The 14984-nt window shown below is 35.9% G+C and carries 17 protein-coding genes; 3 read left to right on the plus strand and 14 right to left on the minus strand.

The window, feature by feature from the left end; translation table 11 throughout:
* Positions 1-30: 30 nt before the first annotated feature.
* From ruvA to queG, 3 genes are all read right to left on the minus strand, one after another.
* Entirely contained in the window at positions 31-612 is a 582-nt protein-coding gene (ruvA, locus tag RQM59_RS09915) for a Holliday junction branch migration protein RuvA (protein ID WP_349241951.1), read from the minus strand.
* A gap of 28 nt (positions 613-640) precedes the next feature.
* Entirely contained in the window at positions 641-2920 is a 2280-nt protein-coding gene (locus tag RQM59_RS09920) for an NADP-dependent malic enzyme (protein ID WP_349241952.1), read from the minus strand.
* A gap of 62 nt (positions 2921-2982) precedes the next feature.
* A complete protein-coding gene (gene queG / locus RQM59_RS09925; protein ID WP_349241953.1) occupies positions 2983-3912 on the minus strand; it encodes a tRNA epoxyqueuosine(34) reductase QueG in 930 nt (309 codons plus the stop codon).
* Between the two features lie 145 nt (positions 3913-4057).
* Between queG and RQM59_RS09930 the strand changes: the two genes are divergently transcribed.
* Positions 4058-6520 carry a DUF5686 and carboxypeptidase regulatory-like domain-containing protein gene (locus tag RQM59_RS09930; protein ID WP_349241954.1) on the plus strand — a complete coding sequence of 821 codons (2463 nt, stop codon included), beginning with the start codon at positions 4058-4060 and terminating at the stop codon, positions 6518-6520.
* Positions 6521-6539: 19 nt separating this feature from the next.
* On the plus strand, positions 6540-6782 hold the full coding sequence (gene moaD, locus RQM59_RS09935; protein ID WP_349241955.1) for a molybdopterin converting factor subunit 1: 243 nt from the start codon (positions 6540-6542) through the stop codon (positions 6780-6782).
* Here moaD and RQM59_RS09940 read toward each other — a convergent pair.
* The gene (locus RQM59_RS09940; protein ID WP_349241956.1) at positions 6779-7054 is read right to left on the minus strand and encodes a DUF3817 domain-containing protein; all 276 of its coding nucleotides are present in this window, start codon (positions 7052-7054) and stop codon (positions 6779-6781) included. The two genes, moaD and RQM59_RS09940, sit on opposite strands and share 4 nt — an antisense overlap.
* A 20-nt stretch (positions 7055-7074) precedes the next feature.
* The gene (locus RQM59_RS09945) at positions 7075-7497 is read right to left on the minus strand and encodes a DUF1801 domain-containing protein (RefSeq protein ID WP_349241957.1); all 423 of its coding nucleotides are present in this window, start codon (positions 7495-7497) and stop codon (positions 7075-7077) included.
* Between the two features lie 77 nt (positions 7498-7574).
* Between RQM59_RS09945 and RQM59_RS09950 the strand changes: the two genes are divergently transcribed.
* The gene (locus RQM59_RS09950) at positions 7575-7997 is read left to right on the plus strand and encodes a molybdenum cofactor biosynthesis protein MoaE (protein ID WP_349241958.1); all 423 of its coding nucleotides are present in this window, start codon (positions 7575-7577) and stop codon (positions 7995-7997) included.
* Here the strand turns inward: RQM59_RS09950 and RQM59_RS09955 are convergent.
* From RQM59_RS09955 to RQM59_RS09995, 9 genes are all read right to left on the minus strand, one after another.
* The gene (locus RQM59_RS09955) at positions 7994-9082 is read right to left on the minus strand and encodes a ThiF family adenylyltransferase (protein ID WP_349241959.1); all 1089 of its coding nucleotides are present in this window, start codon (positions 9080-9082) and stop codon (positions 7994-7996) included. The genes RQM59_RS09950 and RQM59_RS09955 overlap by 4 nt on opposite strands.
* Before the next feature lie 97 nt (positions 9083-9179).
* On the minus strand, positions 9180-10343 hold the full coding sequence (locus RQM59_RS09960) for an NTP transferase domain-containing protein (RefSeq protein ID WP_349241960.1): 1164 nt from the start codon (positions 10341-10343) through the stop codon (positions 9180-9182).
* A gap of 88 nt (positions 10344-10431) precedes the next feature.
* Positions 10432-10905 carry a cyclic pyranopterin monophosphate synthase MoaC gene (moaC, locus tag RQM59_RS09965; protein WP_349241961.1) on the minus strand — a complete coding sequence of 158 codons (474 nt, stop codon included), beginning with the start codon at positions 10903-10905 and terminating at the stop codon, positions 10432-10434.
* Between the two features lie 123 nt (positions 10906-11028).
* A complete protein-coding gene (locus RQM59_RS09970; protein WP_349241962.1) occupies positions 11029-11346 on the minus strand; it encodes a GIY-YIG nuclease family protein in 318 nt (105 codons plus the stop codon).
* Between the two features lie 59 nt (positions 11347-11405).
* On the minus strand, positions 11406-12596 hold the full coding sequence (locus RQM59_RS09975; protein WP_349241963.1) for a molybdopterin molybdotransferase MoeA: 1191 nt from the start codon (positions 12594-12596) through the stop codon (positions 11406-11408).
* Positions 12597-12598: 2 nt separating this feature from the next.
* Entirely contained in the window at positions 12599-13594 is a 996-nt protein-coding gene (gene moaA, locus RQM59_RS09980) for a GTP 3',8-cyclase MoaA (RefSeq protein ID WP_349241964.1), read from the minus strand.
* Positions 13572-14006 carry a hypothetical protein gene (locus tag RQM59_RS09985; RefSeq protein ID WP_349241965.1) on the minus strand — a complete coding sequence of 145 codons (435 nt, stop codon included), beginning with the start codon at positions 14004-14006 and terminating at the stop codon, positions 13572-13574. Before RQM59_RS09985 ends, moaA begins: the two co-directional genes overlap by 23 nt.
* A gap of 1 nt (position 14007) precedes the next feature.
* Positions 14008-14421, minus strand: a complete 414-nt coding sequence (locus RQM59_RS09990) for a YeeE/YedE family protein (RefSeq protein ID WP_349241966.1) — start codon at positions 14419-14421, stop codon at positions 14008-14010.
* Between the two features lie 3 nt (positions 14422-14424).
* Complete coding sequence (locus tag RQM59_RS09995; RefSeq protein ID WP_349241967.1) at positions 14425-14982, minus strand: YeeE/YedE family protein; 558 nt, start codon at positions 14980-14982, stop codon at positions 14425-14427.
* Positions 14983-14984: the final 2 nt, after the last annotated feature.

Consider the following 14984-nt stretch of genomic DNA (forward strand, 5'->3'; position numbering starts at 1 on the left):
ACGATGTGCTTTACAAAGTTATTCAATTGATTATAAATTCTTTAACGCCCTTTTAATAAGTGATTCTACGGTTGACTCTGGGGATTCTTTTAAAATAGCAGTCACAACTTTTTCTGATTGCTTTCTTGAAAACCCCAAAACTTCTAATGCTGATAACGCTTCATCCTTGTTAGTATTGCTTTCGGAAATAGAAACTTCATCAATATCAAATGTTTTCAAAATCTTATCTTTTAGATCTACGATTACACGTTGTGCGGTTTTAGCTCCAATTCCTTTTACGGATTGAATCGTAGCAACATTATCTGAAGCAATCGCTTGTTGCACCTCTTCTGCTGACATAGAAGAAAGCATGGTCCTGGCAATACTTGGCCCAACACCTGAAACAGAGATGAGTAACTTAAACACTTCTCTTTCTGTTTTACTTACAAAACCATATAAGGTATGAGCATCCTCTCTAATAGAAAGGTGTGTGTATAATTTAACTGCCTCTTCTTCTGGCAAGCTTGAAAATGTATTCAAAGAAATGTGCAATAGATAACCAACTCCTGAACAATCTACCACGACGTATGTTGGATTTTTCTCAACAAGTCTTCCCCTAATCTGTGTAATCATGATCTAATTTCTGGCTCTAATGTAATAATTATTTCTTTCGTTTTAGCCTTTGTTGGGCGTCAACTATCGCAACAGCTGCCATATTTACCATTTCGTCTACACTTGCACCTAACTGTAACACATGGGCAGGCTTTCTAAACCCTAAAATAATAGGTCCTACTGATTCTGCCTCATCTACCTGCTTTAGCAGTTTGTAGGTAATATTTGCTGACTCTAGATTTGGAAAGATCAACACATTGACCTTTTTACCATTTAACTTTGAAAAAGGAAATTCTTTAGCCAACATTTCTGGGTTCAATGCAAAATCGGCTTGCAACTCTCCATCAATATTTACTTGCGGGAAGTTTCTATGAATATAAGAAACTGCCTCGCTGATCTTCTTAGAGCTTTCCGACTTTGAAGAACCGAAATTCGAGAAAGAAAGCATGGCAATATTTGGCTTCATACCAAACATTTTTGCCAATTGATATGTCATTTGAGAGATCTTAGCCAAATCTTTTGCTGTCGGATTAATATTAATCGTGGTATCCGCTAAGAACATTGGTCCTTGCTTCGTTAACATCAAGTTCGTTGCTGCTATTCTTGTAACTCCTCTATCCTTTCCAATCAACTCCATCATGGGTTTTACCACAGTTCTATAGGGTCTAGAATATCCAGTAATCAAAGAATCTGCTTCTCCTTCATTTACCATCATTGCTGCGAAATAATTACGTTCTCGCATTAATTTTTTAGCCTGAAATAGATTGATCCCTTTACGTTGTCTTGTTTTCCAATAAATCTCTCCAAATCGATCTCTCCGTTCCGCTTCCTCATCCGTTTTAGGGTCAATGATTGGAACATCAGCTTCAAAACCAAGCTCTTCTTTTAACTCTAAGATTACTTCTTTTCTTCCTAAAAGAATGGGTTTTCCCATTCCTTCCTCATATACTCTTTGTGCTGCTTTTAATACATCTAAATGATCTGCTTCTGCAAAAACAATTGTTCTTGGATCTCTTTTAGCTCTATTGTGCAACAATCGAATTTCCTTACTTCCTGTTCCTGATCTATCCATTAAAGATTCTCGATACTTATCCCAATCATCAATAGGTTCTTTTGCCACACCTGATTCCATAGCAGCTTTCGCAATCGCTGGTGGTATTTCATAGATCAATCTAGGATCAAAAGGTTTAGGAATGATATATTCTTTCCCAAAGGATAAACTTACTTCATCGTAGACAATATTTACTTGCTCCGGAACGGACTTCTTCGCTAAGTCTGCCAATGCTAATACTGCCGCCATCTTCATCTCTTCATTGATTTTCGTTGCTCTAACATCTAAAGCTCCCCTAAAAATAAAAGGGAAACCTAATACATTATTCACCTGATTAGGGTGATCGGATCTTCCTGTAGCCATGATAATGTCTTTTCTGGTCGCTATGGCAAGATCATAACTGATTTCAGGTTCTGGATTAGCCATGGCAAAAACAACAGGATCTTTAGCCATAGATAATAACATTTCTGGAGACACTACATTTCCTTTAGACAGTCCAATAAAGACATCCGAGTTTTGCATTGCTTCTTCTAACGTGTGTACATCTAAATCTGTTGCAAATTCTGCCTTTTGCGAAGTAAGGTTGTCTCTATCCTTTCGGATTACCCCTTTACTATCACACATGACAATATTTTCCTTTTTTGCTCCAAGTCTTAGGTATAATCTAGTACAAGATATTGCGGCAGCTCCCGCTCCATTAACAACTATCTTTATCTTAGAAAAGTCCTTTTCTATAATTTCAACTGCATTTTTAAGTGCCGCTGCAGAGATAATTGCCGTTCCATGCTGATCATCATGCATCACGGGAATATCTAACTCTTCCTTCAATCTTCTTTCTATCTCAAAAGCCTCAGGTGCCTTTATATCTTCCAAATTAATTCCTCCAAAAGTCGGAGAAATTGCCTTTACGGTCTCCACAAATTTATCAACATCAGTAGCATCGATCTCAATATCAAAAACATCAATGTCTGCAAAGATCTTGAACAACAGTCCTTTCCCTTCCATTACTGGCTTAGAAGCTTCAGGGCCTATATCACCTAGCCCTAAAACCGCAGTACCATTAGATATTACAGCAACTAAATTACCTTTGGCTGTATATTTATATACATTATTTTTATCCTTTGCTATCTCTAAACAAGGTTCTGCAACTCCCGGTGAATATGCCAAAGAAAGGTCGTGCTGAGTAGCGTATTTCTTTGTGGGAACAACTGCTATCTTTCCGGGTTTTGGCTTTGCATGATACAGCAAGGCCTCATGTCTTTTTCTAGATTCGCTCATCTATTTTATGGTTGTTTTGACGTACAAATATAGCCTTTTCAGCGTAAGTAGACGGTGGATTCTTATTCTTTTAAAAACTGAATGTTTCTTGTAATTCCTGAGTATTTTGTTCTTTTCACAGCAGATTTTTTGAACACCTTTTTAAAGGTATCCTCAGTTATTTCTTCCCACTCTTTTTTGGTCATTTCTAGCAGCTCTTTTTTTGGCTGGAACAATGGTTCTTTGTGACCAGTTGAAAAACGATTCCATGGGCACACATCCTGACATATATCGCATCCAAACATCCAGTCTTCCATGTGATCTTTAAACTGACTTGGAGTATTCTCTCTTAGCTCTATGGTAAAATACGAGATACATTTGCTACCATCTATAGTACTGTTGGGCAATATGGCGTCGGTTGGGCATGCATCAATGCACTTGGTGCAATCACCACAATGATCTGTTGTAAAAGGAGTATCATATTCGAGTTCTAAATCGACAATAAGTTCCGCTAAAAAAAAGAAAGACCCTTGCTGTTTTTGAATTAACAGTGTGTGTTTTCCGTTCCAACCTAAGCCGGCTTTCTCTGCCCAAGCTCTTTCCAAGACGGGAGCTGAATCCACAAATGCCCTTCCAGAAACTTCGCCGATTTCATTCTGTATCGCATGCAATAACTCCCTTAGCTTACCCTTTATCACGTGATGGTAATCCTCTCCATAGGCATACTTTGAAATGTGATATGAATCTGCTCGTTGCTCTTGTTCGGGGTAATAATTGTAGCTCAATGAAATTACTGACTTTGCTCCGTCGACTAACAATCGAGGATCTAATCTTTTATCAAAATGGTTTTCCATGTAGTGCATTTTTCCATGAAAACTATTTTTAAGCCAATCTTCTAATCTGGGAGCTTCCTTTTCCAAAAAGGTTGCTTCTGCAATCCCACAATCCAAAAACCCTAAGCGCTTGGCCTCGGTTTTTATAAAACGTGTATATTGTTCCTTCTTAGTTGACATAAAACCAAAAATACTGAAAACAACTTTTTCATAAGGGGTTGCGTCTATATATTTTTAAGAGTTTATTGTATCTTGTTTAACAAAATTTAAAGAGTTGATGTTATTGGCATGATATATGTTTGCCAAATCAACAAATTAACTATTCATGAAAAAAATTACTACGCTATTCTTTATTTTGATTTCCTCATCTCTGCTGGCTCAGATCAAAGGAAATATTACCAGTAAAAAAGGAGACCCTTTATCTTTTGTAAGTATTTACTTAGACAAAACGATTACGGGAACCACCTCAAATGATAATGGTGATTACGAATTAAACATTACCAAAACCGGAAATTACACCGTGGTATTTCAGTTTCTAGGTTATAAAACCTTAAAAAAGAATGTTTCGGTCACTTCTTTTCCATTTGCTCTAAATGCTGTTTTAGAAGAAGAACAGGTGGTGCTTGATGAAATCTCGATTTCCACTCAAGAAAACCCTGCAAATGCAATTATTAGAAATGTTATCGCAAACAAAGAAAAGAATACGGATAAGTTGGCAAAATTTACCGCTAAATTCTATTCACGCGGACTTTATAGAATAAAAAATGCACCAAAAAAATTCCTTGGTCAAACTCTAGGTGATCTAGGAGGTGGCTTAGATTCGACTCGTAGTGGAATCATTTACCTCTCGGAGACGATCTCTGAAATTCATCAACAAAAAAGACCGAAGCAGTTTAAAGAAAAAATTATCGCCTCAAAAGTAAGTGGTCGTGATAATGGCATCAGTTTTAACAGAGCTGAAGATGTAAATCTAAACTTCTATGACAATAATATTGAGTTCGGAAATGATCTTGTTTCTCCTATCTCAAATGCGGCTTTTGGCTATTATCGATTTAAATTGGAAGGAACGTTTTACGACAAAAACGGAAAGTTGATTAACAAGATTAATATTATTCCAAAGCGAAAAAATGATCGTGTTTTTGGTGGATCCATCTATATTGTTGAAGACGATTGGGCTTTATATGGTGCGGATGTAACAGTAACAGGGGCACAAATAAATATCCCCGCTGTTGATGTTTTGAGGTTAAAGCAAAACTTTAATTATTCTGAAGGAAATGATGCCTGGGTATTGATTTCTCAAACCATAGATTTCAAAATAGGATTCCTTGGATTTAATATTGATGGTCGTTTTTCTGCAGCATATTCTGAATATGATTTTGTTCAAAATTTTGAAGAATCCACTTTTTCAAATGAAGTGTTGACTTTTGCAAAAGAGGCAACAAAAAAAGATACTACTTACTGGAACAAATTGCGTCCAGTCCCATTAACTAGTGAAGAGATAAAAGATTATGTTATCAAGGATAGCATTAAGGTTGTTAGAAAGTCGAAAAAGTATTTAGATTCTATTGATGGAGTTCGAAATAAATTTAATTGGTTGAATCCAATAACTGGGTACCGATATAGAAACTCTTACGAAAAGTGGTCTCTTACATTTGATTCACCTATAGATAAAATCAGTTTTAACACAGTACAAGGCTGGAACTCTACCGTTGGATTAAATTACTTTAAGAGAGAAAATGATAAAGGAAAATGGTGGAATGCTGGTCTAAATGTAAACTATGGACTTTCTGATGACCGAGTACGACCTGTCTTTTATTTTACCAAAAAATGGGATAATATTTCCAGACCGATCTTTAATTTTTCAGCTGGAGTAGAAACTTCTCAGTTTAATTATAGACAACCTATTTCCAGTTTCTATAATATGATCTATTCGCTTACTCGCGAACGAAATTACATGAAGATCTATGAGAAGACATTTGCTCGCATAGGGTATAGACAAGAAGTTTCTAATGGAGTACGGTTAAACACCTCTTTGGAATATGCCGATAGAAAACCACTATTCAATACCACAAATTACACGATTTTTGGAAAGGATCATAGCTATACTTCCAATAATCCTTTAGATCCAACAGCAACTACAGCTCCTTTCTCTCAACATAAGATATGGACCTTTAATGCTGGTGCAAGTATTGTTTTTGGTCAAAAGTATTTATCATATCCTGACAGTAAAATTAATATTGGAAACCCAAAGTATCCAAGATTATATGTTGGATATCGAAAAATGTTTGGTGCAGACAATTCAAACTTAAACTCTGACTTGTTCATTGCTAGACTACGTCAAAACGTAAATACAGGAAACGTAGGGTTGTTTAGATACAACATTCGATCTGGAATTTTCTTAAAACAAAAGAATCTGGCTTTTATGGATTACTTACATCCAAACGGAAATCAGATCAGCGTAAGTGATGGTCAATATATGAATCGATTTAACCTACTAGAATATTATAAGTTAAGCACTAATGATAAATATGCAGAATTCCACGCAGAACATAACTTTAGAGGATATCTTTTAGGAAAAGTACCATTGCTTAATAAATTGAACTTTCATTTAGTTGCTGGTGCAAAAGCACTATTTACTGGAGATCAAAAACCATATACAGAATATTCTGTTGGACTTGATAATATAGGATTTGGAAAATGGCGCTTTTTACGTGTAGATTATGTCCGTTCAAACTTTAATGGTATTCAAAATGATGGATTCATGTTTGGCATTAGCCTGTTCAATTAATAAGACTTATTTTTGATACATGAAATTAGATATTCTTCTTTTTGGTATCACCACAGACCTGGTAGGAACTTCTAATCTAGAAATAGAGGTTCCTGCTAGCTCTTCGGTTGCTCATTTTAAGAATGAAATGACTACCAAATTTCCGCAACTAACAAACATTCAAACATATGCTATTGCGGTAAACGAAAGCTATGCTACTGATGAGACGCTACTGCAAGAGAATGATGTCGTTGCTATTATCCCTCCTGTAAGCGGAGGTTAATCTCTCAAGTATTTCTTATCTACATAGAATGTTCCAAAAGGAATAATGGAAGCTACTAATACGATTCCGAATATTTTGTTGTTCCATTTCATTTCTGAACGCAACATAAATGCTAAGATTACATAGAGCATAAATAAAATTCCATGTGGCATTCCTAACATTTTTACATACGTTGGATCGTCACCAAAATACTTAATAGGTGTGGCAATAAATAAGAGTAATAAATAAGAAACTCCTTCTAAAAAGCTAACAATTCTGAATATGTTTTTCACGATTCTTTGTTTAAATAGGGTTATAGACCCAATGTTGGTAAGTGTTTTATTCTATGATATTTCAATGCTGTAGCAATACATTTTTTAAGTTCAGCTTTAGGGATCTCTTCTTCTAATGGGAATATTATAGCACGACTTCCCTCAAATTCAAACACATTATGATAAATCAATTTAAATGTAGGGATCAACTTACTGGTACATTGCAAGTACATGGAATATTGATTGGGTGTTTTTGCTTTCCAATCTATACGAATCGTACTCCCCTTCTTGGTTAGATAACTAGGTTCTCCCCATTTTAAAGTCTCTTCCAAAGTTGTAACGTCTTCCATCTCCTCAGCTGTTTCCAAAATCAGCTTTCGAAGTGCGTTCATCTTAGGCCTCACCTCATTAGGATAATTCTTAAAAATAGCAGTTACTGCAGGGTTTGTTTTTACATCTAACATAGATCTTGCATTGACACTACAAAAGAGTATTCATTGAATACAAAGATACGCTTTCAATTCCCTATTTTTGTATACAGATGCACAATACTTCTGTTAAAATAACAAAGGAAAAACTTGACCTCAACGAATGCTATCAGTTTGTTACTGACGATGCATGTGGAGGCATTGCTGCTTTTGTTGGCACTGTTCGAAACAGCACTCAAAGCAAGGAAGTGACACAACTTGACTTTTCTACCTATAAGCCCATGGCTTTAAAAGAAATGCAAAAGATCGCTGATCTGGCATTGGAAAAATTTGAGATACAAAAAATTGCGATCCATCATGCAGAAGGATTGCTGCAAATTGCCGATGTTCCTGTAATTATCACTGCGAGTGCACCTCATAGAAAAGCGGCATTTGAAGCCTGTCAGTTTGCGATTGATACCCTAAAAGAAACTGTACCTATTTGGAAAAAAGAACACTTTTCAGATGGTGAAGTTTGGGTGAATGCACATCCTTAATATTCAGAAACTCCTCCTGCCAAACTCACCACTTTTGCTTTAGGATATCTTTCTTTAAGCATGGCAGTTGCCTTAAAACTAGTGACACCACGTTGACAGATCATTACGTAGGTTTTCTCTGGGTCTATTTCGAAATTTTCAATATCCAGTTCTTCAATAGGAATTGTTTGATCGACTTGAAAAGGAAGTTTTAAATTGGGTAGTACTGCAATCAATTCTAGATTTCTCACATTCGTTCGAAATGACAACCTCTTCTTCAATTCTTCTGAAGAAATCAACCAATCCTGATCTTGCGTATCACAAGAAGCATCGTAGTAAGATTCATTTTCAAAAATAGTTTGAATTTCTTCCTTCGTGACTTTTGACGTTAGTTTCATTTTTAGCTGTGAATTCTGAAGTGCATTGTAGATCAACAATTCATTTTGTAATGGTTTTCCAACACCAGTGATCATTTTCAATACTTCATTTACCTGTGCAGTAGCAATCATTCCTACAATGGCATTCATCGTACCTGCTTCCTCACAATTAGGGATATCCGTGTTCATTGTAGGAAAAGCATCACGTAGGTTAGCCGAGTAACGATTATCATCAAGCTTCATATTAAACACACTTACATAGCCATCAAATTTATACAAGGACCCGTACACCAATGGTTTTCCCAACAAAACACATGCATCGTTTAGCAGATACTTTGTAGGTAAACTATCCGTTCCATCAACAATAATGTCATATACAGAAATCAACTCGACAACACTGTTTTTTGTTATTGGCTTTTTTGAGAATGTTACTTTAGTAAACGGAGCTCTTTGTTGAATAAACTTTGCCAACACTTCCGATTTGTATTTTCCAACATCGTCCATGGCGTAAAATACTTGACGATGCAGGTTAGTACAATCCACAGTATCAAAGTCAACTAAGTGAATTTCTCCTATTCCGCTCGCGGCTAAATACACTCCTATTGGACTTCCCAAACCTCCGCAACCCACTACCAGGACTTTTGATTCTTGTAGTTTTTGCTGACCAGTTTCACCTATTTCGGATAACGTGATCTGGCGTTTGAAGATTTCTGATTTATTGATTTCCATTCTACTCTTTTGTGTCATTTCGATATGCGTTTGAAAAACAATTGAGAAATCTGGTATGAGATTCCTCCTCATAAACTCGTTCGGAATGACAGAACAACTAATTAATTATTTCTTTCTTCGCTGCCTGATATTCTTCTGGAGTATTCACATTTCTAATTAAATGATCTTCCACTTCAATAACCTCAACATCTGAGTTGATTAACATCTTACGTGGACAGGAATATCCTTGCGCTAAATATTGCAATAAAACAGAATAGGCCTTTGGTTCGTAAATAGTGATCAGTGGCTCTGGAAATTGTTTTCCTTTTCCTTTCACCGCTGTAGCAACTTTAGACGGGTTTCTTTTTTGCAACAGCAATTTTACAAGATCTTCATTCACAAAAGGAAGATCTGTTGCAAGTACCATCCAGGCACTATTCGGATCCTTTTGAAAAGCTGAACAAATACCTCCAAATGGACCTAAATTGAAAAATGTATCGGGTATGGAATCCTTATATTGAGATTTCTCGACTTCGCTCGAAATGACATTGGATACCCTTTTGTCACCTTGAGCAGAGTCGAAAGGTCTTACAGAATAAAAAGTGTCAAAACCCTGTGCTTCTAGTAATTCTTTAACAAATTGTTTTTGTGGTTTTCCATGATAGTTCAGTTCTGATTTATCCTCACCCATCCGTGTGCTTTTGCCGCCTGTCAATACTAAGCCTTTTACTTTTGGTATTGCCGCAAGCATCAATTTGAAAACATGTTGTTTTATCTTATCAATCTCATCAATCCCGTATTGCGGAATATGTTCCCAATTTGAAAATTTTTTCTTGAGAGCATCAAAAGGGGCTATCTCATCTGTCAACTTTACAAAAAATTGTATGTCCGTTATTTGATCAATGCGTTTATTGATGGAAGTCTCCTTTTCCGGGTCCAATAACACAATCTGTTTACTTCCGGCATAATGATTTCCGTTGATGAACACATAGTCAAACTGTGAAAACTGAATACGTTGCACATATTCATTTATAGGCCCTGATGTTGTAATACTTAAGTTACCCTCATGATGAAAAGTAAAATCGGAAAGCTTATTGTCTTCCACATCTTTCGCATGAGAAGCATCAAAATAAGCCAGTTTAAACTGGGACAATTCACTTGAAACATGATACACAAGGTCAGCAATAATTCCACATTTGGCTCCTAAGATGGAAATCTCATTGGGTGCAAAATTTCCATTCTTTCTTTTAGTAATATTTGTATGTTTTTGATGTTTTTTCATTTTCGCTTGTCATTTCGAACGAATGTGAGAAATATTTTAAGAGATTCCTCGTCGCCCTGCTCTATCGGAATCACATTGCTCTACTAATTCAATTAATCTTAATATCTGATTTACCTCCAGTTTTTTCTAACAATTTCAGTTCTTTAATTACCATTTGTTGCGAAATGGATTTACACATATCATAAATGGTCAAACAAGTAGCTGATGCTCCTGTTAATGCTTCCATCTCAACACCTGTTTTTCCTTCGATAGTTACCGTACATAGCACTTCAATATGTTCATCTCCCATCATATTAATGTCAATATCAACACCATTGATCAACAATGGGTGACACATAGGAATGATCTCTGAAGTCTTTTTTACAGCCTGAATTCCGGCAATAATCGCCGTTTGAAAAACTGGACCTTTTTTGGTAGTGAGTTCTTCATTCTCAAAATGAGAAATCACGGCTTTACCTAAATACATCGTGGCCTTGGCAATGGCTGTTCGTTTGGTAACATCTTTACCTGAAACATCCACCATTTTAGGTTGATTCTTTTTATTGATGTGTGAAAAACTCATTTAAAAGGTTTTAATTTTTATGTCACGTCGAGTGAATTTCATTTCCTGAATGAAGGAAGTGAAATTTGTATCGAGATGTCATTATAGTTGAAAATTTCTCGATGCAATTTTTATTCACTTTGTTCAAAAAATCACTCGAACTGACAACTGTTTTTTAAATTTCTTTTTAGCTAAGTTAGGAAGTTTTTCAAATTCATTATTGATAAGTGCTTCTTTTTTAGCTCTAGACCATCTCTTTATTTGCTTTTCTGTTTCAATAACAATTTCCACATTTGTAAACTCAGCACGAAAAACCAATTTTATTGGTCTTCTTTTATAAGTATAACTATTATTGTACAAACCTATTTGATGCTCTTCTAATCTAATCCATAAGTTTGAGGTAATGCCCGTGTAATATGCATTATCAGAACATTCAAGAATGTATATGTTGTAAATTTTCATAACAATTAAATAGTTCTCGATACAATTTTTGTTGTTACAAAAATCACTCGAACTGACAATCAGTTTCTATATCTTATAAACGGATATGTCTCTCCTTTTTTTAATTCTGTTTGTTCTTTTGGTAGTCGAATAAATCCATCTGCCCGTACTAAACTTGCTAAGTCTCCAGAGCCATTTCCTTTAACTGGAATAGCAACCAAATGTCCATACTTTACCTCAATTCGAACTTGTAAAAAATAGGCCAACGACGGTTTAAACGAAACATCTCCCCCTAAAATTACCGTTTCTTCTTTAAGTTCAAATCCACTTGACTTGGCAAACCAAGGATAAAAATACGCCAAACAATTTACATAAGTAGATATTGGGTTTCCTGGGAACGCAAATACAGATTTCTCATTTCGTATCCCATACCAAAAGGGCTTCCCTGGTCTTTGAGCTACCCTATGGAATAGCTTTTCAACACCTAATTCTTCTAGTACTTCAGGCAAATAATCAAACTTTCCTTTACTTACTGCTCCACTAAAAAGCAACGCATCGTATTCCTCTAAATAAGTTCCTATTTTCTCTTTAAGTTGCTCTTTATCATCTGTAATATGTGCGGTCTCAGCTTTAATTTTTAGCTCTTCTAGTAAAGCTACCAAGGTAAAAGCATTACTCCTTCGAATCTGATGTGCTTCTGGAATTTCATTTACTTCCACCAATTCGTCACCCGTAGAAACAATCATAATTCTAGGTGTTTTCGCAACTTTTACAGTGGATTTTCCCACAGTTGCAATCACGCCAATTTCCGCCGCTGTGATCCGGGTATTCTTGACTACTAGAACGTCTCCTTGGTTTCGATCCTTTCCTTTAGTGTGTATATTCTTTCCTTTTTCTAATGTATCTAGTTGAATAGTGGCTGTTCCATTCTCAATAGCTACATCTTCATATCGTATAACGGTATCTGTGTTTTCTGGTAATACTGCACCCGTCATTACTTCTATACAATTAGAAGCTATGCTCATGGTTTTTTGCTTAGCTCCAGCAGCCTGAACGCCTTCGACTTTAAAATCTCGAATCCCTTGCTCAAAAAAACGATGGTTGATCGCAATACCATCCATCGCTACACGGTTAAAGGGAGGGAAATCTCTATCCGCTAAGATGTCCTCTTTCAACACTCTTCCAACGGATTTCAGAAAAGGAATTTCCTCCACTCCAAAATCCTGGGTGTTATTTAAAATAGTTTGTAAAGCTTCTTGTACTGAAATCATAATTATCCTCCAATGGTTGACATACTCTCAGAGACATCTCCTTTTTTACGATTTGCTTCTGCCACAAATCCATTTTCAGGCTTTTCCTTAACTAAGGACAAGAACAATTCTTTTAGATCTTCGTTACTCGCTCCTTTTCTCAAAAAATCTCGAATATTAAATACACCATCATCGAATAGGCAATTCTTAAACGTTCCGGTAGGAGTGACCCTAATTCGATTACAGTCGCTACAAATAGTTCTTGTAAAAGCTGGGATAATTCCTACGCTTCCTTTATGCCCATCAATACTAAAGTTTCTAGAGGTAGATGATTTTTCAGAAACAATAGGTACTATTTCAAATTGAGATTTAATTTCTTCCAGAATTTTGGCGTAATTCCAATTTTCTTTCATTTCACGTTGACCTTTCCCATTAAAAGGCATTTCTTCAATAAAACGAACGGCCACATTCTTGTCTTTTGTTAACGCTACAAAATCAACAATTTCATCCGTATTGAATCCCGCTTGTACAACCACATTCAATTTTAAATTCAAACTACTTTTCTCTAAAGCTTCAAAAGTCTCATATACTTCAGGAAATACATCTCGTCTAGTAATCTGATGGAATTTTTCTTTTTGCAGGCTATCGATACTCAAATTGATGTGTTTTATTTTTTCTAGCTGTTCCAATGTTGGAATATGCTTAGAAATCATGGCGCCATTCGTAGTAATATTAATCGCTTCTAACAGATCGTTGAAGGATAACATTTCCAAAAATTTGACAAAATCTTTACGAACAAAAGGCTCGCCTCCGGTCAACCGCACTTTAGTCACCCCTAGTTCTGTTAATACTCGAATAATGCGATACATTTCTTTAAACGTCAATAAATCTGCACGAGGTGCTATTTCAATTCCGTGTGCAGGCATGCAATATTGACAACGTAAATTACATCTATCTGTTACCGCTAAACGAACATAGTCCATTTGTCTTCCAAAACTATCTATTAACTGCTGCTGCATTTTCAAATGGTTTTAAGTCAGGTTCGTGAATCTTAGCTTTTGCTTCCAAAGAGCGAAATACATCCCAACTGTAATATTTTTGAATCTCACTTTTAAAATCCTCTACTAGATGAGGAAATTCTTTCATTAGGTCGGGAAACGTTTTGCTAGTTCCCTTTCTCATATAATAATACATAATTTGTAATGAAGCATATGTTACGGTGGCGTTAAACTTCATCGTTGCGTCGTATTTTATAGCAAAATCATATATCTGTTTACACATATTCTCAATCGACTGAGCCAATCCATATTTCTCTAGATGAATATACCCGAGTCGTAAATGTGCTTCATGAGAAAAATAGAGAGGAGGGAACTTGCCGTCTCTGAATTTCTGCTCATAGACTTCATCTGAAAATCGATAATGTTTCTCCAATCTAACTTGGTAATTTCTTACTTAATAATCCATATATAAAAGCTCCAAATATTGCTCCCAAAAGCACTATTAAAATGGTTAGAGCTCCATGTCCAATTAATACAAAAATAGGACCTGGACATGCTCCTGCTAAAGCCCAACCTAATCCAAAGATACTTCCGCCTACAAAGGTTCGTATAAATCCTTTTTTCTTTGGTTTTACATTGATCGAGTTTCCTTTAAAATCCTTTATAATTCCTCTTTTAAACAATTGCATAAGGATAATACCAATTGCAACTGCTGATCCTATCACACCATACATATGGAACGATTGAAACTTGAACATCTCATATATTCTGTACCACGAAACCACTTCTGATTTACTCAGTATGATTCCAAATACTATCCCGATAATTAAAAATTTTCCGTTCTTCATAGCTTAAAAAATTAAGGGAAATAAAACCCATATCATTAATAATCCTCCTGCAAAAAAGCCGATTACTGCAATAAGTGAAGGTAATTGCAAGCTACTCATTCCCGTAATAGCATGACCTGATGTACATCCTCCTGCATACCTAGTTCCAAATCCTATACATAAACCCGCTACGAGCAATATTGCTATTCCTTTTAGAGACAATAGATTATCCGTGCTAAAGATCTCTGACGGTAAATATTCTTTCCCAGCATTGGCAAAACCTAGCTCAGCTAGCTCCGTTACCGTTTCTGGGTTTAAATCAATGGCTTGAGATGGCATTAAAAATTCATTAGAGATCAATCCTCCTAGAATGATTCCTACTACAAAGATCAGACTCCATTTTCTGGCTTTCCAGTCTGTTTTAAAATAATCTGAAAACTTACCTGCTCCTCCAATGGTGCAAAATGTCTCTAGATTGGTTGAAACTCCAAAGCTTCTTCCAAAATAGAACATCAAAAATAGAATAAAGGCAATGGCGGGTCCTGCGACATACCAAGGCCAGGGTTGTGAAATAAATTCCATAG

It is taken from the genome of Asprobacillus argus (genome assembly GCF_032248395.1).
GTDB classification, from domain to species: Bacteria; Bacteroidota; Bacteroidia; order Flavobacteriales; family Flavobacteriaceae; genus Polaribacter; species Polaribacter argus.

Bases quoted from the DNA above. Each gene is read 5' to 3' on its own strand.
- ruvA (WP_349241951.1), bottom strand. From the start codon at position 612: ATGATTACACAGATTAGGGGAAGACTTGTTGAGAAAAATCCAACATAC.
- RQM59_RS09920 (WP_349241952.1), bottom strand. From the start codon at position 2,920: ATGAGCGAATCTAGAAAAAGACATGAGGCCTTGCTGTATCATGCAAAG.
- queG (WP_349241953.1), bottom strand. From the start codon at position 3,912: ATGTCAACTAAGAAGGAACAATATACACGTTTTATAAAAACCGAGGCC.
- RQM59_RS09930 (WP_349241954.1), top strand. From the start codon at position 4,058: ATGAAAAAAATTACTACGCTATTCTTTATTTTGATTTCCTCATCTCTG.
- moaD (WP_349241955.1), top strand. From the start codon at position 6,540: ATGAAATTAGATATTCTTCTTTTTGGTATCACCACAGACCTGGTAGGA.
- RQM59_RS09945 (WP_349241957.1), bottom strand. From the start codon at position 7,497: ATGTTAGATGTAAAAACAAACCCTGCAGTAACTGCTATTTTTAAGAAT.
- RQM59_RS09950 (WP_349241958.1), top strand. From the start codon at position 7,575: ATGCACAATACTTCTGTTAAAATAACAAAGGAAAAACTTGACCTCAAC.
- RQM59_RS09955 (WP_349241959.1), bottom strand. From the start codon at position 9,082: ATGGAAATCAATAAATCAGAAATCTTCAAACGCCAGATCACGTTATCC.
- RQM59_RS09960 (WP_349241960.1), bottom strand. From the start codon at position 10,343: ATGAAAAAACATCAAAAACATACAAATATTACTAAAAGAAAGAATGGA.
- moaC (WP_349241961.1), bottom strand. From the start codon at position 10,905: ATGAGTTTTTCACACATCAATAAAAAGAATCAACCTAAAATGGTGGAT.
- RQM59_RS09970 (WP_349241962.1), bottom strand. From the start codon at position 11,346: ATGAAAATTTACAACATATACATTCTTGAATGTTCTGATAATGCATAT.
- RQM59_RS09975 (WP_349241963.1), bottom strand. From the start codon at position 12,596: ATGATTTCAGTACAAGAAGCTTTACAAACTATTTTAAATAACACCCAG.
- moaA (WP_349241964.1), bottom strand. From the start codon at position 13,594: ATGCAGCAGCAGTTAATAGATAGTTTTGGAAGACAAATGGACTATGTT.
- RQM59_RS09990 (WP_349241966.1), bottom strand. From the start codon at position 14,421: ATGAAGAACGGAAAATTTTTAATTATCGGGATAGTATTTGGAATCATA.
- RQM59_RS09995 (WP_349241967.1), bottom strand. From the start codon at position 14,982: ATGGAATTTATTTCACAACCCTGGCCTTGGTATGTCGCAGGACCCGCC.